Raw genomic sequence first — 19,688 nt, 5'->3', positions numbered from 1 at the left:
GTGCCTCCTCGTTGAGTCCGTTCTGTTCCGCTCCGTCGGTGCCATCCTGCCCTCGCCACCTGCTGATCGGTAGGTTTTGTTATGCCGACGTTACCTTCGCTGTACGCGGGACGGCGTGGAGGGCGTGTCGGACGTACGGTGACGTCATGACGAGCGGGGCGCCCAGATCGGCCAGGGGCACGGAGCGGCGTGCGGAGATCCTCCGGGCGGCGCTGGAGGTGATCGCCGAGCGCGGCTACCGGGGCGCGAGTCTGGCGGCGGTCGCCGAGCGGGTCGCCCTCACCCCGCAGGGGCTGCTGCACCACTTCCCCACCAAGGAGGCGCTGCTCGTCGCCGTACTGGCGGAGCGCGACCAGTGGGACGCGGTGCCCGGCACCGGGTGGCGGCTCGAACTGCTCGGGCAGCTCGTCGAGTACAACGCCATGCGGCCCGGGATCGTACAGACCTTCTCGGCGCTGCTCGGGGAGAGCGTCACGGAGGGGCATCCGGCGCGCGAGTTCTTCACCGAACGGTACGAGGCCGTACGCGCCAACATGGCGCAGGTGCTGCGGTCCGAGTACGGGGAGCGGCTGCCGAGCGGGCTCACACCGGAGCGGGCGGCTCCGCTGCTCGTCGCGGTGATGGACGGGCTGCAGTACCAGTGGCTGCTCGCGCCGGAGTCGGTGGACATGCCGGCGGCGTTCCGGGACTTCCTCACGCTGCTGGGCGAGGACGGGGACAAGGGCGAGGGCTGATCGTCTCGGGAGCCCCGGGAATCTCCGGAGCCCCGGGGATCTCCGGAGCCCCGGGGGTCACGCGGCATGGCGTGTGTCCCGTGCGTCGCGCATACTGCCGCCATCCGACGACGTCCCCACTCGCGACGGAAGGACCTGAACCGCCTTGACGCACATACGTGTTCGGATCGGCGCCCTCGGCCTGGCCCTGATGGCAGGACTCGCCGCACCGCCCGCCCTCGCCGCGGAGAACCCCGCGGCCGCGCCCACCGTGGAGGAGCAGCGCCTCGACCGGGCGGCACCCCAGGAGATCCTGACCCGGTCCGGATTCGACACGGTGGCACCGGAGTTCGCCCGCGCCCTGGACAGGACCCGCTCGTACGCGCAGGCCGAGCGGCTGGTCGAACGGCTCGGCTCGCGGCTGTGGCGGCGGGCGGTGGACCGGGCCCAGGGCCGCGGCCCCGCGGGCGGCGACCTCAGCAGGGACGACGACCGGCCGCTGTACTGGGCCCGGCTCGGCATGACCCGTGAAGTACGGCAGTGGCAGCCGGAGTTCGGGCTCAGCGAGGCCCGGCGCGCCAAGCTGCTGGCCGCGCTGGAGCGGACGTCACGGGGCCAGGACACCATCCGGTACGCGCACACGAAGAAGATCAAGCGGATCCTGGTGACCGGCTTCGACCCGTTCACGCTGGACCGGGACGTACGGATCTCCAATCCGTCGGGGGCGACCGCGCTCGCACTGGACGGCACGGTGATCGACACGGCGGACGGTCCGGCGCGCGTCGAGACGGCCGTCTTCCCGGTCCGCTGGCAGGACTTCGCCGAGGGAACGGTGGAGCGGACCCTGCGCCCGCACCTCCCCCACGTCGACCTGTTCACTACGGTCAGCCAGGGCCGGGTGGGCCGTTTCGACGTCGAGCGCACCAACGGGGCCTGGCGGGGCGGCTTCCCGGACAACGAGAACGCCTCCCGCACCGAGACCGTGCCGGTGACCGACCCGGCCTCCCAGCCGCAATGGACGACGACCACACTCCCGTACAAGGACATCGTCGCGGCGAGCACGGGGCGTTTCCCCGTGTACGACAACACGTCGGTGACCGAGATCCCGGCGGGCGGGACGGAGCCCGTCGTACGCCCCGAGGGGCCGACCGCGGGCTCGACGGCCCGTGCGGGCGGCGGGGGCAACTACCTGTCCAACGAGATCGCGTACCGTGCGACGCTGCTGCGGGACCGGCTCGGTCTGGCGGGCTCGCTGCCCGGCGGCCATGTCCACACGCCGGTACTGGAGTTCGGGGCGGGCAACACGGATCCGGCGAGCGGGACGGTCACCGACGCGCAGTTCGTGCGGAACCGGCTGGACATCATCGCCCAGGTGCGGTCGATCCTGACGGTGGCGGCGGACGCGACGGGTGACGCGTCAGGTGACACGTCGGGTGACACGACGGCGGACGTCACCGACTGACGGAGTTGTCGTCCGCCTCGCTCTCCTCGTTCTCCTCGCGGGTCTCCTCGCCCAGCAGGTCGCGGGCCATCAGGGTGGCGCCCGCGACCGCGCCGGGCATCAGGAAGACCGCGACGAAGGGGACGAGGAAGGCGAGGCCCAGCGGGGTGCCGAAGCCCCAGACCAGCATCCTGCGGGAGCGGAGCATGGTGAGGCGGTCGCGGAGCACGATATTGCGGCGTTGCAGGGCGACCGCCGTCAGTTCCTCGGTGAGGAAGTAGCCGGTGACGAAGAAGCCGATCACCGGGACGACGGTCTGTCCGACGAACGGGATGAACCCGAGCGCGAAGAGCAGCACGCCCCAGACGACGGCCCGCGCGACGATCCGGAGGCTGTCGCGGGTCGAGATCAGCAGTTCGCGCCAGAGCGGGAGGCCCGACTCGGGGGCCGTGCCGTCCGGGGACACGTCCCGGTCCACCTTCTCGGAGAGGCTCTCGTAGAAGGGCTGGCCGATGACGAGGGTGGCGGCCGTGAAGGTGATCACGGAGAGGAGGAGGGCGAGGGCGAAGAGGACTGCCGTCAGGAAGCCGCGGAAGAGGCCGGGCCAGGGGCTCGACCAGTCGTCGGCGAAGGGGGTGGCCCACGTGACGAAGTCCGTGCCCCACAGGGCCAGGGCTACGAGGGCCGCGGCGTACAGGACGAGGGTGATGAGGCCGGGGATCAGTCCGAAGCCGAACTGCTTTCCGTGCGTGGCGACCCAGCGCTGGCCGCGCATCAAGTACCTGAACCCCACCCCAAGATCGCGCATCCCCACACCTTACCGGTCCACCCCCACCCCGGCTGCGCCGCGGCGGAGGCTGCGCACGCAGTTCCCCGCACCCTTAAAGGCAAAAGATTGCGCCGTTCCCCGCGCCCCTGAAAACCGAAAAGACTGCGCAGTTCCCCGCGCCCCTAGGGGCGCCCTTCAGGGGCGCGGGGAACTGCGCAATCAGTCGTCACCTTGGGGTGGTCGTTACCACCACCGCCGTGGGTGTCGTCGGTGAGACCGCCGCGGCGACTCGTACCGACGCGGCCCGCGCCACCCTCCCCGCCCACCCCGCGGAAGCGAGAAGCAGCGGCTGGAGCTGTTCGAGGCCGGAGACCACCATCTCCTCCCCCGCGATCAGCAACGGCCGCCCCGCCCGGAAGCCGGCCGCGGCCACCTCCGTGAGGTCCGCCAACGGCGGCACCACCGCGCGGGCCACCCCCGCCCCCGCCCCCGCGGCCCGTTCCGCGAACGCCACCTGCAGCGGCAGCAGCGGAGCCACCGCGGACGTCAACGCGTGCGCGATGCGCCGCAGTTCGGGCGACGACTCCCGCAGCACATCGGCCGCGGCCCGGATCACGGGCGCGAGCACCAGCAGCGTGCCCGCCGCCACCCCCGCCGCCGCGGGCAGCAGCGGCGACGAGGCGTCCACCAGTTCCCCCAGCGCCTCCGCCGCCTCCTCCACCGCCGGTTCCACCGCGTCGAGGAGCGGCAGCAGGCTGTCCCCGAGCGCGGTGAGCAGCGCCCGCGCCGGTTCGCTGACCGGGTGGACGGCGAGCGGCGCCCCGCTCGTCCCCAGCCGCGTCAGCGTGTCCACCATCCGGTAGAACGCCTCCTGCGCCTGCGGCGACGCGCTCGCCTCGGCGAGTTCGGCGGTCGTCTCGCGCAGCACCCGCAGTACCTCGGCACCCGAACCGTCCCTCGGGTCCAAGGTGTTGACGGCGATACGGGTGAGGTTGCCCGCGGTGTCCAGGAGCTGGCCGGTGATGTCGGTCGTGCTGCGCGCGATCCGCGCGACGTCATCCCTGCTGGGGAGCGACGGAATCGTTGCCATGGGCTGCTCTCCTCGCCTCACGCACGCGTGCTGCCGGGTGCCTGCCGGGTCCGCTCGGGTCCGTTACCGGCCTCCAGCATGCCCCTTCAGCCCGCCCGGGGACCCGGCCTCCGCCCCATTGGTGCCGCGCGTGACATCAACGCCCCCTTGTTGCAGGGGAGTCGAACAGGTAGACCTCCCGGTACCCGAGTGACCCCTGCCGGACCCTCTCCGTGGAGGTACATGTGCGCCTGCCGAGACCCGTCCTGATCGCCACGGCCACCGCCACCGCGGCGGCCACGCTCCTGCTCACCCCGAACGGCGCCGTCGCCGACCCGGCACCCCCGGTCCGCGAGGGATCCGGCCCCCCGGCGAGCGGCGGCGCCGCCAAGGCGCCCGAGAGCGCCACCGAGCGTGCCCTGACCTCCCCGGTCACCGGACTCGCCCCCGACAGCACGGGCGCCGTACGCGGCTATCCGCGTGAGCAGGTCCTGGCCCCCGACCCGGAGAACCCGGCCGACAAGTCCGTCAAGCTGGGCCTCACCCCGTACCACGCCATCGCCCCGAGGCTGAACGCGCTGCAGCGGCTGGGCGACCGGGTGAGTGTGGAGGTCGCGGGCCGTTCGGCCGGCGGGCACCGGCTGTTTCTGGTCACCGTCACCGCGCCGGAGTCGGCCCGGCAGACGCGCGCCCAGGAGCGTATGCGCGAGCTGATCGAGAACGCGCCCGTCGCCGCCGCCAAGGACCCCGCCGTCAAGCGCGACTACAAGGCGCCGGTCTTCTTCAACAACAACATCCACGGCAACGAGTGGGAGGGCACGGACGCCTCCCTCAAGCTGATCGAGAAGCTGGCCACGGCACGGGACGGGTCCACCGCCGACCTCCTCGCCCACCACCGCGTGTACTTCAACATCACCGCGAACCCGGACGGCCGTATCGCTGGCACCCGCGCGAACGCCAACGGCTTCGATCTGAACCGGGACTTCGTGACCGCCTCGCAGCCCGAGGTACGGGCCATGCGGCAGATCGCGATCGACAAGCAGCCCGCGCTCATGGTCGACCTGCACGGGTACGTCAACGGCACCCTCATCGAGCCGACGACACCCCCGCACGGCGAGAACTACGAGTACGACCTCTTCCTGAAGAACACCTACGCCAACGCCCTCGGCATGGAGGCCGCCGTCAACGGCCTCGGCTACACGCCCGGGAAGGACGGTGTCGAGCCCGCCCAGATCCCCTTCCGGGACCAGGAGGAGGGCTGGGACGACTGGCCGCCGATCTTCACCCCGCAGTACATGCCCTTCCACGGCACGGTCGCCGCCCACACGGTCGAGTTCCCGATGGCGGTGAACAACGACGAGTACGACGAGCTGCCCGTCGCAGAGCTGCGCCGCCGCTCGGCGATCAACGTGGCCATCGCGGGCGCGGCGATGCGCGCGAGCCTCGACTACGCGCGTACGCACCGGAGTTCACTCGTCGCCGACCAGATCGAGGTCTTCCGGCGGAGCGTGACGGGCGCGGCGCAGGTACCCGTCTCGCCGGAGACGGTGCCGGGCGTTCCGGGCATCGGCCCGGAGGACGTCTACACCACCGACTTCCCGCGCGCGTACGTGATTCCGGCGGGTGCGGACGCCCAGCGCTCGGCACCGGCCGCGGCCCGCCTCGTCGACCACCTGCTCGCCAACGACGTCCGGGTCAGCAGGGCGACGGCGGACTTCCGGCTCGGCGGGAAGGCGTACGCGAAGGGCTCGTACGTCGTCGATCTGCGGCAGCCCAAGCGCGGCATGGCCAATGTGATGCTGGCGGACGGGCGGGACATCAGCGACAAGGTGTCGGTGATGTACGACATCTCCGGCTGGAGCCTGGGCCGGCTCTGGGGCGCGACCGTCGACACTGTACGGACCTCGAAGCTCGCCGTGCCGGACCGGGCGGTGCGTGCCGCCGCGAAGGTCGGGTACGTGGCGCCGGGCGGCAGCGGCGCTCCGCGGCTGCGACTGCGGCTCGACGACGCCCGGGAGATCGCGGCGCTCAACTCCCTGCTCGCGGACGGGGTCGCGGTGCGGCGGGCGGCCGACGGCAGCGCGATCGTGCCCGCCTCGGCGCGCGGGAAGGCAGAGGCCGCGGCGCGGAGGTACGACGTGGCCTTCGACGCGACGAAGGCCACCGGCGGCGCCCCGCTGCGACGGGTCCGGGTGGCCGCGGCGGTCACGCCCGGTGAGCTGTTCGCGCTGCGGGAGATGAACTTCGACGTCATCCCGGTGTCCACGACCGTCCTCAACGCGGGCTTCGACTGGTCGCGGGCGGATGTGCTGTTCGCGTCCTCGGGGCTCGATCCCGAGGACCTCACCCCGGCCGCGCGCACCGCCCTGGACACCTTCCTGGCCCGGGCGGGACTGGTGGGCCGCGGGGCCACCGGAGCGGCCCTCAACGCCGCCGCCGGGCTCCTCGCCGTCGACGCGGTCGAGGGCAACCCGGACGCCAACGGCGTGGTGCGCGTGGTCAATTCGACCGGCGGCGGAGTGACCGCGGGCGCTCCCGACCACAGCTTCGTCTACGCGCCCGTGTGGTTCACCGGCCTCGGCGCCGGGGTGCGCGTGGAGCAGTCGTACGCGCGTGGCAACCCGCTCGTCTCCGGGCACTGGCGTGCGCTGGAGGACGGCGACGGCGGGCCCGCGCAGGCCGCGGGCCGGGCGTCGGTGGTCAGCGGGCCGCATGCCGTGCTGTTCGGCACGGAGCCGCTCTTCCGCGATCATCCGAAGGGAGAGTTCGCGCAGGTCGCGCGGGCCTTGCTGACGGTGTCCTGAGCACGGAGAGTACAGAGGGACCTGAGAACAGAGTTTCGGCACTACGAGGAGAGCACGGATGGCACAGGAGATCCACGGCACCGTCGCCGAAGGCTTCGAGGCGGTGCGCGAGGAGTTCGCCTCCGTCGTCGCCGCCGAACGGCCGGATTACGCGGGCCAGTTGAGCGCGTACGTACGGGGGCGGCGGGTCGTCGATCTGTGGACCGGCGCGGACACCGACGGCGACACGCTGTTCGGTGTCTTCTCCTCCTCGAAGGGCGCGGCCCACCTGGTGGTCGCCCTGCTCGTGCAGGACGGCACGCTGGAACTGGATCGTGAAGCGGCGTACTACTGGCCCGAGTTCGCGGCGGAGGGCAAGGCGGCGGTGACCCTGCGGGAGCTGCTGGCCCACCGGGCGGGGGTGGTCGGGGCGGACGCGGGCTTCACCCTCGACGAACTCGCCGACGACCGGGTGATCGCCGAACGGCTCGCCGGCCAGCGGCCGTTCTGGCGGCCCGGCACGGCCTTCGGGTACCACGCGCTGGTGATCGGCGCGCTCACGGGCGAGGTCGTCCGGCGGGTCACCGGCCGTACGCTCCAGGAGGTCTACGAGGAGCGGGTCCGCGCGCCGTACGGGCTGGGCTTCCATCTGGGGCTGCCCGAGTCGGAGGAGCACCGGTACCTGCGGGTGCAGCCGATGGCGCCGACGCCGCCGGAGCAGGCGCTGCTGGACGCGACGCCCCGGGGGCCGCACACGCTGGCTTCGATCGCGTTCAACGAGCACGTGCCGGGGGCCGTACCGCTGGTGGACTTCCCCAACTCCCGTGCGGTGCGGGCCCTCGGGCAGGCGTCGGCGGGCGGGGTCGCCTCCGCGCGCGGGCTCGCCGGGATGTACGCGGCGGCCATCGGGGAGGTGAACGGGCGCGCGGCGCTGCTCAAGCCGGACACGGTCGCGGAGGTGGGGCAGATCCACTCCGTGGGGTACGACCTGGTGGCGCGGGCGCACAAGTCGTACGGGCTGGGGTTCCAGGCCACCGCCGACATGTGGCATCCGTTCCTGGGGGCGGGGGCCTTCGGACACAGTGGGGCCGGCGGGTCGCAGGGGTTCGCCGATCCGCGGAGCGGGCTGGCGTACGGGTACACACGGCGGCGGATCGCGTTCCCGGGCGGCGCGGCCCCGGAGAACCAGCGGCTGGTCCTGGCCGTTCACTCGGCTGCTGGCCGGTGGGGGCCGAGCTAAAGGATTGCGCCGTTCCCCGCGCCCCTAAAAGATGCGCCGTTCCCCGCGCCCCTGAAGGGGCGCGGGGAACGGCGCAGTCTTTGAGGTCGGGCCCCACTGGCGTCCAGGTCAGAGCGTGACGATCATCTTGCCCGTGTTGTCGCCTCGCAGGACCCCGAGGAACGCCTCAAGGTTGTTCTCGATGCCCTCGACAACCGTCTCGCGGTACTTGAGCTCGCCGGACGCCACCCACGGCCCGACCTCCCGCACGAACTGCGGCTGCAGGTCGTAGTGGTCGCCGACGAGAAGCCCCTCGATACGGCCGCGCGTCGCGATGAGCCGCGCGAGGTTCTTCGGACCCGGCGCCGGCTCCGTGTTGTTGTAGACGGAGATCATTCCGCAGATGGCGATACGGCCGTGCAGGTTGAGGGAGCCGATCGCGGCCTCCAGGTGGTCGCCGCCGACGTTGTCGAAGTACACGTCGATACCGTCCGGCGCGGCCTTCCTGAGCTGCTCGCTCACCGGGCCGCTCTTGTAGTTGAAGGCGGCGTCGAAGCCGTACTCCTCCACCAGCAGCTTGACCTTCTCGTCGGAACCGGCCGAGCCGATGACCCGCGAGGCGCCCTTGAGCTTGGCGATCTGGCCGACCTGGCTGCCGACGGCGCCGGCCGCGCCGGACACGAAGACGGAGTCGCCCTCCTTGAAGACGGCGGTGCGCAGCAGACCCGCGTACGCGGTGAGGCCGGTCATGCCGAGGACGCCGAGGTACGTGGTCAGGGGCGCGGCCTCCGGGTCCACCTTGACGGCCTGCTTGGCGTCGAAGACGGCGTATTCGCGCCATCCGAAGTGGTGCAGGACGTGGTCGCCGACGGAGACGCCCTCGGCGTTCGACGCGACGACCTCGCCGACCGCGCCGCCCTGCATGACCTTGCCCAGCTCGAAGGGGGCGACGTACGACTTCGCCGCGCTCATACGGCCGCGCATGTACGGGTCCACGGAGAGGTGCTTGTTGCGCACCACGATCTGGTCCGGGCCGGGCTGCTTCAGGTCGGCCTCGACCAGGGCGAAGTCCTCGGGCTTCGGGACGCCGACCGGACGGCTGACGAGATGCCATTCGCGGTTGACGGTGGGGAGCTCGGCTGTGTCGGTCATGGAGGGCGCCTTTCCTGGTGCAACGGTTTCCACACATGAGAATGCTTCAGTATGTGAAACAACCATGCTCCTGAATATTTCATGATGTCAAGTAACCGAGTAGCCTGTCGGTCATGGCCGCACAGAAGACTCCCTCGTTCGACCCCCTGACCCTTGAGGTCGTCGACCTCATCGGCACGGTCGTGGCCCGCTATCACGAGGAGTACGAGGAGGCGGCGGCGGAGCACGCGCTGACCGGGGCGCAGGCGCGGCTGCTGAGCCTGCTCTCCCTTGAGCCGCTGCCGATGCGGCGGCTGGCCCAGAAGCTCAAGTGCGAGCCGTCGAACGTGACCGGGATCGTGGACCGGCTGGAGGCGCGGGGGCTGGCGGAGCGGCGGCCGGACCCGTCCGACCGGCGGGTCAAGCTGGCGGCGGTGACGGAGGAGGGGCGGGCTGTCGCCCGGAGTCTGCGGTTGTCGCTGCGGTTCGCGCGGGAGCCCTTGGCCGGGCTGTCGCGGGAGGAGCGGATGTCCCTGCGGGGGCTCCTGTCCCGGATGCTGGACGCCTCCTGACGGGGCCCGCCCCCTACGACGCTGGGTGCAGCCCGGTGGGGGTTACTCGCGCAGTTCCCCGCGCCCCCTCAAAGCAAAGGATTGCGCCGTTCCCCGCGCCCCTAGAAGCGAAAGACTGCGCCGTTCCCCGCGCCCCTAAAAGACTGCGCCGTTCCCCGCGCCCCTGAAGGGGCGCGGGGAACGGCGCGGCCGGCGGTTACGTGCACCACCACAAGAAGCGGTCGCACGGCTCCGTGGGGGTCGGGTCCGGGTCCGGGGTCGGGTCGCTCGTCGTGGGGCCGGGATCCGGCGTACCCGGGTCGGACGCCCCGGGGTCGGACGGGGCGGAGGCCGGCGCCGAGGACGTCGTACCGGACGTCGACGACGACGGACCGGCCGATTCCGTGTCCTCCTCGTCCGCCCCCTCCTCGCCGTCCTTCTTGTCCTTGTTCTTGTCCTTGTCCTTCTCCGACTTCTCGGACTTCTTCGTCTCCGAGGCCGAGGGCGACGCCCCCGCCGACCCGGCGCCCCCTCCCCCGGTCGACGCCGATCCGTCCGCGGCGGCCGAGGCGCCTGCCGACGACTCCTCCGCCGCCGACGCCTTCGGCTCCGAGGAGGGTGCCTCTATACCCAGCTCGGCCAGACTGAGCCCGCCCGCGGCGAGCAGCAGCCCCGCTCCCACGAGCAGCACCCGCCGGCGCCGCCGCCGGTGCAGCGCGGCCTTCCGGTCCCGCCGGTTCGCGCGCACCCCGCGGCTCCCGCCGCGTCCGCGCCGGGCCCGGCGCCCCGCACCGCCGCCCTCCGGCTCGTCGCCGTCGTCCTCGTCCGTCGCGTCGTCCCGCCCGTCGGCGTCGTCGCGGTCGTCCAGGGAGGCCGCGTACTCCCGGCACGCTTCGGCCGATGTACCGCACCCCGGGCAAGCGAGGGCGCCATTGAGGTGCCGTTGGCACGGGAGGCAGTAGTCCATGACGCCGGAAGACTAAACTCCGCTCAGGTCACGTTCACAGCCGAAGCTGTGAAAGTTCTGTGCCGAACTGCCCGTTCGGGTGTGCCAGTTGAGGACAGCCCGGACCATTCCGCGCCTTCCTTCGCCATCTCCGCCGAAACCGTTCTTCGTTCGACCCATTGACACTTCCACCGCCCAATCCTTACTGTCTGGCCAGCATTTCGAACGTGTGACGAAATCTCGAACAGAAGAAAAAGCAGCCGCAGAGCACAAGGGGCAATTTCCGTGCGCATCACCGGAATCAGCACACACGTGGTCGGGACGCCATGGCGCAACCTGACCTATGTCCAGGTGCACACCGACGAGGGCATCACCGGGGTCGGTGAGACCCGCATGCTGGGGCACACCGACGCGCTGATCGGCTATCTGCGGGAGGCGCAGACCAATCACATTCTCGGTTCGGACCCGTTCGCTGTCGAGGACCTCGTCCGCCGTATGAAGTACGGCGACTACGGGCGCGCCGGCGAGATCGTCATGTCCGGTATCGCCGTGATCGAGATGGCGTGCTGGGACATCAAGGGCAAGGCCCTGGGCGTGCCCGTGTGGCAGCTGCTCGGCGGCAAGGTCACCGACCGCGTGAAGGCGTACGCGAACGGCTGGTACACCACGGAGCGCACTCCGGAGGCGTACCACAAGGCGGCTCAGGCGGTAGTCGAGCGCGGATACAAGGCGCTGAAGATCGACCCGTTCGGGACGGGCCACTTCGAGCTGGACCACGAGCAGTCGCTGTACTCGGTCTCGCTGATCGAGGCGGTCCGGGACGCGATCGGTCCGGACACCGAGCTGATGCTGGAGATGCACGGCCGTTTCTCGCCGGCGACCGCCATCCGGCTCGCGCGTGAACTCGCGCCGTTCAAGCCCGCGTGGCTGGAGGAGCCGGTCCCGCCGGAGAACCTCAAGGCGCTGGAGAAGGTGGCCGCGAAGGTGGACATCCCGGTCGCGACCGGTGAGCGTATTCACGATCGCATCGAGTTCCGTGAGCTGTTCGAGAGCCAGGCCGTGGACATCATCCAGCCGGACGTCGGCCACCTCGGCGGCATCTGGGAGACCCGGAAGCTGGCGGCGACCGCCGAGGCGCACTACGTCCTCGTGGCGCCCCACAACGTGGGCGGTCCGGTGCTGACGGCCGCCTCCCTCCAGGTCGGTTTCAGCTCGCCGAACTTCAAGATCCTCGAACACTTCAACGACTTCGCGGACGCGGACATCAAGAAGATCGTGAAGGGCGCCCCGCAGGTCGTCGACGGCTACTTCGAGCTGTCGCACGAGCCCGGTCTCGGCGTCGAGCTGGACACGGACGCGGCGGCGGAGTTCCCGCAGCAGCAGGCGCGCTTCGACCTGTGGGCGGACGGCTGGGAGCAGCGCAAGCCGAAGGGTGCCGCCAAGTGACGCCGCCCGGCGCCGAGTTGTACAGGGGTCTGTGGCAGGCTGTGCCCCGCCGCCGGACACCGCCGTCGTCGCGTGCCGTGGCGGACCGGAGGGCGCAGCGCCTCTTCGGGACCCCGACCCGCCCCACCGCCACGGAGCTGTCATGAGCGCCGCATCCCAGGCCGTCGTCATCGAGGGGCCGGGCGAGCACCGGCTGGCCCCCCACGAGCCCACGGCACCCGCCGCGGGCGAGGCCATGGTACGGGTCCACGCGAGCGGGATCTGCGGCAGTGACCGCGAGGTGTACCAGGGCAACCGTCCCGAGGGGTACGTCTGTTACCCGCTGACCCCGGGCCACGAGTGGTCAGGGACGGTCGAGGCGGTCGGCGGCGGGGTGCCCGAGAGCCTGGTGGGCCGCAAGGTGGTGGGCGAGGGGTTCCGCAACTGCCAGGTCTGCGACCGCTGCCACGAGGGCGAGACAACGTTGTGCACGGCCGGCTACGAGGAGACAGGCTTCACCCAGCCCGGCGCCATGGCCGGCACGCTCACGCTGCCCGCCCGGCTGCTGCACGTCCTTCCCGACGACGCGGACCTGACGGCGGCGGCGCTCCTGGAGCCCGCGGCCTGCATCGCGGCGGCGGCGCTCAAGGCGAACGCGCGGCCCGGTGAGCGGGTGGCGGTCGTCGGCACCGGCACGCTCGGTATGTTCGCCGTGCAGTTCCTGAAGGCGGGTTCGCCCTCGGAGCTGCTGGTGGTGGGCACCCGCCCGGACCGTGAGGAGCTGTCGCGGACCTTCGGCGCCAGTGACTTCCGTACCCGGGACCAGGAGCTGCCCGCCGACTTCGACGTGGTGATCGAGACCGCCGGTTCGGCGACCGCCGCGACCACCGCCGCCTCGCTGCTCAGACGCGGTGGCCGGCTGGTGCTCACGGGCATCCCGGCGGCGGGCGCCGAGGGCCTGGACCCCACGGACCTGGTCGTACGGCAGCTGGAGGTGCACACCGTCTTCGGCGCGCCGCCGGAGGCCTGGGCGCACACGGTAAGGGTCTTCGGCGCGGGTCTCCTCGATCCGCTGCCGCTGGTGACGCACGAACTTCCGTTGGACGAGTTCGCCCACGCCATCGAGCTGGTGGGGTCGGGCGATCCGAAGGTCGGCAAGGTGCTGCTGCGCCCCTAGGGGCGCCGGTCCGGCCGACCCCCGATCCGTACGCCGGTGCGGAGACCTGACGCTCCGCACCGGCGTACATCCACCGACACGAACCATGTCCGACATATCGAACGCATACTACTTTGCCAGAGCTAAGGAACGCTTGTGACCGACGCTTCTCCCAGAGCGGCCCGTCGACCCGCCGAGCAGGCGCTCGCCGCGCTCGGCCTGGGCGCCCCCGCCCTGTCCCCCGCCGACGCCTCCCCGCACTCCTTCCCGGGAGGCGGCACATGGCGTACCGAGATCCCCTCGTGCGAGGGGCCCGAGGCGCTGGCCGTGGTCCTCAAGGAGTCCTCGCGGCTCGATGTGCCGATCCACCGGATCAGCCAGGGCAGCGGCATCTGGATGCTGACCGACGCCGAGATAACCGAGATGGTCGACGCCACCGCCGAGCGGGACATCGAGCTGTGCCTCTTCACCGGCCCGCGCGGCACCTGGGACATCGGCGGCTCGACCCGCACGGACTCGCGGGGCGGCGGTACCAGGGCGCGTGGTCACGATGCGGTGGCGGGCTGTCTGGAAGACGCCGTACGCGCAACGGAGTTGGGCGTAAAGTGCCTCCTCGTGGCTGACGAGGGCGTGCTGTGGACTCTGCACAGGGCCCGTGTCGCCGGGATCATTCCGGCCGACACCACGCTCAAGGTCTCGGCGCTCATCGGTCCGGTCAACCCGGCCGCGTACGCCGTGTACGAGCAGCTCGGCGGAGACTCCATCAACGTGCCCAGCGATCTCACGCTGGACCACCTGACGGAGATCCGCAGGGTCAGCGCGGCCCCGATGGACATGTACATCGAGGCTCCCGACGATCTCGGCGGCTACGTGCGCATGTACGAGGTCGCCGAGCTGATCCGGCGCGGCGCACCGCTGTACCTCAAGTTCGGCCTGTCCAAGGCTCCCGGGATCTACCCGTACGGCCACCACATGAGGGAGCTGACGCTGTCCACGGCACGGGAGAGGGTCCGGCGCGGCCGGCTGGCCCTGGACCTGCTGGCGCGGCACGGGGCGGACGGCGACATGGCGCCGCTCGGTTCGCGGCTGCCGGGGACACTCCAACGTTTTGACATTCCCTCATAACGTTCCGACTACACCCCCTTCACAAAAGACGACGCGGCCGAACACAATCCCACACACCTCCTCTCGGTCGTTCCGAGCTCCACCACCTTCACAACTGAAGACCGAGCCTCCGTCAGAGCATCAAGGAAGATGATCATGCGCAATCGCAAGGCAGCCCTCTCCGCCATAGCCGCGGCAGCCTCTCTCGCCCTCACCCTCTCCGCCTGCGGGCAGGACAGTGACGGCGGCAGTGAGAGCGACAAGGGAGACGCGAAGGGGAGCACCGTCGGTATCGCCATGCCGACCAAGTCCTCCGAGCGGTGGATCGCCGACGGCGCCAACGTGGAGAAGAACCTCAAGGCGGCCGGTTACAAGACCAAGCTGGCCTACGGCGAGGACGACCCGGACACCCAGGTCTCGCAGATCGAGAACATGATCACGCAGGGTGTCTCCGCGCTGATCATCGCGGCGATCGACAACAAGTCGCTCGACAACGTTCTGCAGCAGGCCAAGGAAGCCGACATCCCGGTCATCTCCTACGACCGCCTGATCCTCAACTCGCCGAACGTCGACTACTACGCGTCGTTCGACAACGAGAAGGTCGGCGAGCTCCAGGGCGGCTACATCGTCGAGAAGCTCGGTCTGAAGGACGGCTCGAAGAAGGGCCCGTTCAACGTCGAGCTCTTCGCCGGCTCGAACGACGACAACAACACCCAGTACTTCTTCAAGGGCGCGATGAACGCCCTGCAGCCGTACATCGACAAGAAGCAGATCGTCGTCAAGTCCGGCCAGACCAAGCTCAACCAGGTCACCACCCTGCGCTGGGACGGCGGCACCGCCCAGAAGCGCATGGACGACCTGCTCACCTCGGCGTACAAGAGCGCCAAGGTCGACGCGGTGCTCTCGCCCTACGACGGCATCTCCATCGGCATCCTGTCCGCGCTCAAGTCGGACGACTACGGCTCCAAGAGCAAGCCGCTGCCGATCGTCACGGGCCAGGACGCCGAGGTCGCCTCGGTGAAGTCGATCATCGCGGACCAGCAGACGCAGACCGTCTACAAGGACACCCGCAAGCTCGCCGAGGTCGCCGCCAACATGGTCGACTCCGTGCTGAAGGACAAGAAGCCCGAGACGAACGACACGAAGACGTACGACAACGGCGCCAAGGTCGTCCCCGCCTACCTGCTGGACCCGGTCAACGTCGACAAGTCCAACTACAAGGAAGTTGTCGTCGACTCGGGCTACATCAAGGAAAGCGACCTCAAGTAACAACCGCCGTTTTCTAAGGATTGGAAGGCACGACCATGGCGGGACCCGTCCTGGAAATGCGCTCGATCGTCAAGACCTTTCCCGGCGTCAAGGCGCTGTCGGACGTCTCCCTGAGCGTCCGGCCGGGCGAGGTCCACGCCATCTGCGGGGAGAACGGCGCCGGGAAGTCGACCCTCATGAAGGTCCTCTCCGGCGTCCACCCGCACGGGACGTACGAGGGCGACATCCTCTTCGAGGGTGAGCCCTGCACGTTCAAGGACATCAGGGCGAGCGAGCAGCACGGCATCGTGATCATCCACCAGGAGCTTGCCCTGGTGCCCTACCTCTCCATCGCGGAGAACATCTTCCTCGGCAACGAGCACGCCACGCGCGGGTTCATCAGCTGGACCGAGACGCTGAAGCATGCGACCGAACTGCTGCGGCGGGTCGGGCTCGACGAGCACCCCGACACCCGTGTCGCCGACATCGGCGTGGGCAAGCAGCAGCTCGTCGAGATCGCGAAGGCGCTGTCGAAGAAGGTGAAGCTGCTGATCCTCGACGAGCCGACGGCGGCTCTGAACGACGAGGACAGCGGCAAGCTCCTGGAGCTCATCCTGGGTCTCAAGGACCAGGGCATCACCTCGATCATCATCTCGCACAAGCTCAACGAGATCGAGACGGTCGCGGACTCGGTGACCATCCTGCGCGACGGGCGGTCCATCGAGACCCTCGACGTGAAGGCCGAGGAGACCACCGAGGACCGGATCATCAGCGGCATGGTCGGACGCGACCTCGACCACCGCTTCCCGGAGCGCACCCCGCACGACACCGAGGTGGGCGCGGCGCCGGCCCTGGAGATCCGCAACTGGACCGTGCACCACCCGATCGACCAGCAGCGCAAGGTCGTCGACGACGTGTCGATCCAGGTGCGCCGCGGGGAGATCGTCGGGATCGCCGGGCTCATGGGCGCCGGGCGCACCGAGCTCGCGATGAGCGTCTTCGGGCGCACCTACGGCCGGTACGCGGGCGGCACCGTCCTCAAGGACGGCAAGGAGATCCGTACGAAGACCGTGTCCGACGCGGTCAAGCACGGCATCGCGTACGTGACCGAGGACCGCAAGCACTACGGCCTCAACCTCATCGACACCATCAACCGGAACATCACGCTCAGCGCGCTGGGCAAGGTCGCCAAGGGCGGTGTCGTCGACGAGCACGCCGAGCGGCAGGTCTCCGAGGGTTTCCGCAAGTCGATGAACATCAAGGCGCCGACCGTCTTCGAGCCGGTGGGCAAGCTGTCGGGCGGCAACCAGCAGAAGGTCGTCCTCAGCAAGTGGATCTTCGCGGGGCCCGACGTGCTGATCCTCGACGAGCCGACCCGCGGTATCGACGTGGGCGCCAAGTTCGAGATCTACACGGTCATCGACAAACTGGCCGCCGAGGGCAAGGCGGTCGTCTTCATCTCCTCCGAGCTGCCCGAACTGCTCGGAATGTGCGACCGCATCTACACGATGTCCGCCGGGCGGCTGACCGGTGAGGTCCCGCGGGCCGAGGCCACGCAGGAAGTGCTGATGCGCCAGATGACGAAGGACAAGAGGTAAGACCGATGAGCACGAATGTGACCGCCAAGTCCCCCGCGCCGGCCCCCGCCGGCAAGGGCGGCTCGACCGGCGGCGGCGACGGCCTGCTGCAGCTGATGGTGGAGGGCATGCGCCGCAACATGCGGCAGTACGGCATGCTGATCGCGCTGGGCCTGATCGTGGTGCTGTTCGCGGTGTGGACGGACGGCGACCTGCTGCTGCCGCGCAACGTCTCCAACCTGGTGCTGCAGAACAGCTACATCCTGATCCTCGCGATCGGCATGATGCTCGTCATCATCGCGGGCCACATCGACCTGTCGGTCGGCTCGCTCACCGCCTTCGTGGGCGCGGTGGCCGCCGTACTGATGGTCAAGCACGACCTCGACTGGCCGATCGCCGTGGTGCTGTGCCTGCTCCTGGGCGCCGCCGCGGGAGCCGCGCAAGGCTTCTTCATCGCGTATCTGGGCATACCATCCTTCATCGTCACCCTCGCGGGCATGCTGACCTTCCGCGGTCTGACGGAGATCTTCCTGGAGGGCCAGACGCTCGGCCCGTTCCCCGAGGGTCTGCAGAAGGTCTCCAACGGCTTCCTTCCCGAGGTCGGCCCGGACACCAACTACCACAACCTCACGCTGCTGCTCGGCTTCGCGGTGATCGCGTTCATCGTGCTGCAGGAGTTCCGTGACCGCAGGCGGCAGCAGGAGTTCGCGCTCGACGTACCGCCGTTCAAGCTGTTCCTGCTGAAGATCGTGGCCCTGGTCGCCGCGGTGCTCACGGTGACGATGATGCTCGCCAGCTACAAGGGCGCGCCGGTCGTGCTGCTCATCCTCGGCGTCCTCGTCGTGGGCTTCGGCTATGTGATGCGCAACGCCGTCATCGGCCGCCACATCTACGCCATCGGCGGCAACCTGCCCGCGGCGAAGCTGTCCGGTGTGCGGGACAAGAAGGTCACCTTCCTGGTCTTCCTCAACATGGGCATGCTCGCGGCGCTGGCCGGTCTGGTCTTCGCGGCCCGCTTCAACGCCGCCTCGCCGAAGGCCGGTGTGAACTTCGAACTGGAGGCGATCGCCGCCTCGTTCATCGGCGGCGCGTCGATGAGCGGCGGCGTGGGCACGGTCCTCGGCGCGATCATCGGTGGTGTCGTCCTCGGTGTGCTCAACAACGGCATGAACCTCGTCGGTGTCGGCAGCGACTGGCAGCAGGTCATCAAGGGCCTGGTGCTGCTCCTGGCGGTCGGCTTCGACGTCTGGAACAAGCGCAAGGTCGGTTCGTAACGTGCAGGTGGGGCCCCGTGGACGTACGGTCCACGGGGCCCCATTTTGCTTTGTGCGCGTCAGGAACCACTTAACGTCTCGGGAAGACAGGAACCGGTGAACGAACTGGTGAAGGAACTCTTCGGCGAACTCTCCGACGGAACCAAGGTCCACCGCTGGTCGCTGGAGAACGGCGGCACACGGCTGAAGGTCCTCAGTTACGGCGGCATCGTCCAGTCCCTGGAACTCCCCGACGGCCGCGGCGGACACACCAACGTCTCGCTCGGTTTCGACACCGTCGAGGCGTACGAGACGTCCAGCCCGTACTTCGGCGCGATCATCGGCCGGTACGGCAACCGCATCGCCAAGGGCCGGTTCAGCCTCGACGGCAAGGACCACGAACTGCCCGTCAACGACGGCGGCCACAACCTGCACGGCGGACCCGAGGGCTTCGACCGGCGGATCTGGGACGTGGAGGGTTACGAGTCCGGCTCCGACGTGGGCCTGATCCTGCGCCGCACCAGCCCCGACGGCGAGATGGGCTACCCCGGCACGCTCACGGTGCGGGTCACCTACACCCTCACCGCGCGCGGCGACTGGCGCGTCGACTACGAGGCGACCACCGACCGCGCCACGGTCGTCAACCTCACCAACCACGTGTACTGGAACCTGGCCGGCGAGGACGGCGGCTCCGTCCACGACCATGTGCTGCTGGTCGCCGCGTCCCGCTACACACCGGTCGACGCGGGACTCGTCCCCACCGGCGAGCTGGCCGAGGTCGCGGGCACTCCCTTCGACTTCCGTACGCCGAAGACGCTCGGGGCGGACCTGCGGCAGGACGATCCACAACTGCTGTACGCCAAGGGCATCGACCACAACATGGTCCTGGACAAGGGACTCACGGAGCGGCCCGAGCACATCGCGCACCTGAGGGAGCCGGTCTCCGGCCGCACCCTGAAGGTCGCCACGACCGAGCCGGGCATGCAGCTGTACACCGGGAACTTCCTGGACGGCACCCTCGTCGGCACCGGCGGCAAGACCTACCGGCAGGGCGACGCGGTGTGCCTGGAGACCCAGCACTTCCCCGACTCGCCGAACCGCCCCGAGTTCCCCTCGACCGTGCTCAGGCCGGGTGAGACCTACCGTTCGACGACGGTCCATTCGTTCAACATGTGACCACCCTTCACAGGTGGTTCACAACTTCCACATCGATTCACAGTCGTTGAACAGGGACACACAGGCGCACGTACTTAGAGGCGGTCCGGGTATCCCCGCTCGGGCCGCCGCCCGCGTACCCGCTCGG

Annotated in this window: 16 protein-coding genes; 12 read left to right on the top strand and 4 right to left on the bottom strand. The window is 69.9% G+C overall.

The annotated features are described in order from the left end of the window. Nucleotides 1-146: 146 nt before the first annotated feature. On the top strand, nt 147-734 hold the full coding sequence (locus IE278_RS32010; RefSeq protein WP_189777205.1) for a TetR/AcrR family transcriptional regulator: 588 nt from the start codon (nt 147-149) through the stop codon (nt 732-734). Nucleotides 735-879: 145 nt separating this feature from the next. Further along, entirely contained in the window at nt 880-2,175 is a 1,296-nt protein-coding gene (locus IE278_RS32005; protein WP_189777203.1) for a pyroglutamyl-peptidase I, read from the top strand. Here IE278_RS32005 and IE278_RS32000 read toward each other — a convergent pair. Both IE278_RS32000 and IE278_RS31995 read right to left on the bottom strand, forming a co-directional pair. Next, nucleotides 2,165-2,962, bottom strand: coding sequence for an EI24 domain-containing protein (locus IE278_RS32000; protein ID WP_189777201.1), 798 nt, complete (start codon nt 2,960-2,962; stop codon nt 2,165-2,167). The genes IE278_RS32005 and IE278_RS32000 overlap by 11 nt on opposite strands. Before the next feature lie 187 nt (nt 2,963-3,149). Then, on the bottom strand, nt 3,150-4,013 hold the full coding sequence (locus tag IE278_RS31995; protein WP_189777199.1) for a hypothetical protein: 864 nt from the start codon (nt 4,011-4,013) through the stop codon (nt 3,150-3,152). A gap of 224 nt (nt 4,014-4,237) precedes the next feature. Here IE278_RS31995 and IE278_RS31990 point away from each other — a divergent pair, with 224 nt between their 5' ends. Beyond that, entirely contained in the window at nt 4,238-6,796 is a 2,559-nt protein-coding gene (locus IE278_RS31990) for a M14 family zinc carboxypeptidase (protein ID WP_189777197.1), read from the top strand. Between the two features lie 58 nt (nt 6,797-6,854). After that, nucleotides 6,855-8,015, top strand: coding sequence for a serine hydrolase domain-containing protein (locus tag IE278_RS31985; RefSeq protein ID WP_189777195.1), 1,161 nt, complete (start codon nt 6,855-6,857; stop codon nt 8,013-8,015). Between the two features lie 108 nt (nt 8,016-8,123). Here the strand turns inward: IE278_RS31985 and IE278_RS31980 are convergent, their stop codons facing one another. Next, the gene (locus IE278_RS31980; protein ID WP_189777193.1) at nt 8,124-9,146 is read right to left on the bottom strand and encodes an NADP-dependent oxidoreductase; all 1,023 of its coding nucleotides are present in this window, start codon (nt 9,144-9,146) and stop codon (nt 8,124-8,126) included. Nucleotides 9,147-9,259: 113 nt separating this feature from the next. Between IE278_RS31980 and IE278_RS31975 the strand changes: the two genes are divergently transcribed. Next, nucleotides 9,260-9,697: a MarR family winged helix-turn-helix transcriptional regulator gene (locus IE278_RS31975; RefSeq protein ID WP_189777191.1), complete on the top strand. Its 438-nt coding sequence runs from the start codon at nt 9,260-9,262 to the stop codon at nt 9,695-9,697. Nucleotides 9,698-9,893: 196 nt separating this feature from the next. On the opposite strand, the gene IE278_RS31970 is transcribed toward IE278_RS31975, so the two are convergent. Next, nucleotides 9,894-10,643, bottom strand: a complete 750-nt coding sequence (locus IE278_RS31970; RefSeq protein WP_189777189.1) for an SCO2400 family protein — start codon at nt 10,641-10,643, stop codon at nt 9,894-9,896. A 264-nt stretch (nt 10,644-10,907) separates the two neighbouring features. Between IE278_RS31970 and IE278_RS31965 the strand changes: the two genes are divergently transcribed. The 7 genes from IE278_RS31965 to IE278_RS31935 all read left to right on the top strand — a co-directional run bounded on the left by IE278_RS31965 (nt 10,908) and on the right by IE278_RS31935 (nt 19,561). Then, a complete protein-coding gene (locus tag IE278_RS31965; RefSeq protein ID WP_189777187.1) occupies nt 10,908-12,068 on the top strand; it encodes a mandelate racemase/muconate lactonizing enzyme family protein in 1,161 nt (386 codons plus the stop codon). 142 nt (nt 12,069-12,210) lie between these two features. Next, nucleotides 12,211-13,224 (top strand): zinc-dependent alcohol dehydrogenase, encoded by a 1,014-nt coding sequence (locus IE278_RS31960; RefSeq protein ID WP_189777185.1) that lies wholly within the window; start codon nt 12,211-12,213, stop codon nt 13,222-13,224. Between the two features lie 135 nt (nt 13,225-13,359). Continuing rightward, on the top strand, nt 13,360-14,328 hold the full coding sequence (locus IE278_RS31955) for a hypothetical protein (protein ID WP_189777183.1): 969 nt from the start codon (nt 13,360-13,362) through the stop codon (nt 14,326-14,328). A gap of 135 nt (nt 14,329-14,463) precedes the next feature. After that, on the top strand, nt 14,464-15,576 hold the full coding sequence (gene chvE / locus IE278_RS31950) for a multiple monosaccharide ABC transporter substrate-binding protein (protein WP_189777182.1): 1,113 nt from the start codon (nt 14,464-14,466) through the stop codon (nt 15,574-15,576). Nucleotides 15,577-15,611: 35 nt separating this feature from the next. After that, complete coding sequence (gene mmsA / locus IE278_RS31945; RefSeq protein WP_189777179.1) at nt 15,612-17,153, top strand: multiple monosaccharide ABC transporter ATP-binding protein; 1,542 nt, start codon at nt 15,612-15,614, stop codon at nt 17,151-17,153. A gap of 5 nt (nt 17,154-17,158) precedes the next feature. After that, entirely contained in the window at nt 17,159-18,406 is a 1,248-nt protein-coding gene (mmsB, locus tag IE278_RS31940; RefSeq protein ID WP_189777177.1) for a multiple monosaccharide ABC transporter permease, read from the top strand. Between the two features lie 96 nt (nt 18,407-18,502). Continuing rightward, entirely contained in the window at nt 18,503-19,561 is a 1,059-nt protein-coding gene (locus IE278_RS31935) for an aldose epimerase family protein (RefSeq protein ID WP_246570957.1), read from the top strand. The last annotated feature ends 127 nt before the right edge of the window (nt 19,562-19,688 follow it).

The sequence above is a fragment of the Streptomyces tauricus genome, from assembly GCF_014650955.1.
GTDB classification, from domain to species: Bacteria; Actinomycetota; Actinomycetes; order Streptomycetales; family Streptomycetaceae; genus Streptomyces; species Streptomyces tauricus.
The sequence above is the reverse complement of the archived record's forward strand: the minus strand, read 5'-3'. Positions and strand labels throughout refer to the sequence as shown.

What these genes read in the sequence shown, in the direction of transcription:
- IE278_RS32010 (WP_189777205.1), top strand. Translation starts at nt 147, where the DNA reads ATGACGAGCGGGGCGCCCAGATCGGCCAGGGGCACGGAGCGGCGTGCG.
- IE278_RS31995 (WP_189777199.1), bottom strand. Translation starts at nt 4,013, where the DNA reads ATGGCAACGATTCCGTCGCTCCCCAGCAGGGATGACGTCGCGCGGATC.
- IE278_RS32000 (WP_189777201.1), bottom strand. Translation starts at nt 2,962, where the DNA reads ATGCGCGATCTTGGGGTGGGGTTCAGGTACTTGATGCGCGGCCAGCGC.
- mmsB (WP_189777177.1), top strand. Translation starts at nt 17,159, where the DNA reads ATGAGCACGAATGTGACCGCCAAGTCCCCCGCGCCGGCCCCCGCCGGC.
- IE278_RS31980 (WP_189777193.1), bottom strand. Translation starts at nt 9,146, where the DNA reads ATGACCGACACAGCCGAGCTCCCCACCGTCAACCGCGAATGGCATCTC.
- IE278_RS31975 (WP_189777191.1), top strand. Translation starts at nt 9,260, where the DNA reads ATGGCCGCACAGAAGACTCCCTCGTTCGACCCCCTGACCCTTGAGGTC.
- IE278_RS31970 (WP_189777189.1), bottom strand. Translation starts at nt 10,643, where the DNA reads ATGGACTACTGCCTCCCGTGCCAACGGCACCTCAATGGCGCCCTCGCT.
- IE278_RS31960 (WP_189777185.1), top strand. Translation starts at nt 12,211, where the DNA reads ATGAGCGCCGCATCCCAGGCCGTCGTCATCGAGGGGCCGGGCGAGCAC.
- IE278_RS31985 (WP_189777195.1), top strand. Translation starts at nt 6,855, where the DNA reads ATGGCACAGGAGATCCACGGCACCGTCGCCGAAGGCTTCGAGGCGGTG.
- chvE (WP_189777182.1), top strand. Translation starts at nt 14,464, where the DNA reads ATGCGCAATCGCAAGGCAGCCCTCTCCGCCATAGCCGCGGCAGCCTCT.
- mmsA (WP_189777179.1), top strand. Translation starts at nt 15,612, where the DNA reads ATGGCGGGACCCGTCCTGGAAATGCGCTCGATCGTCAAGACCTTTCCC.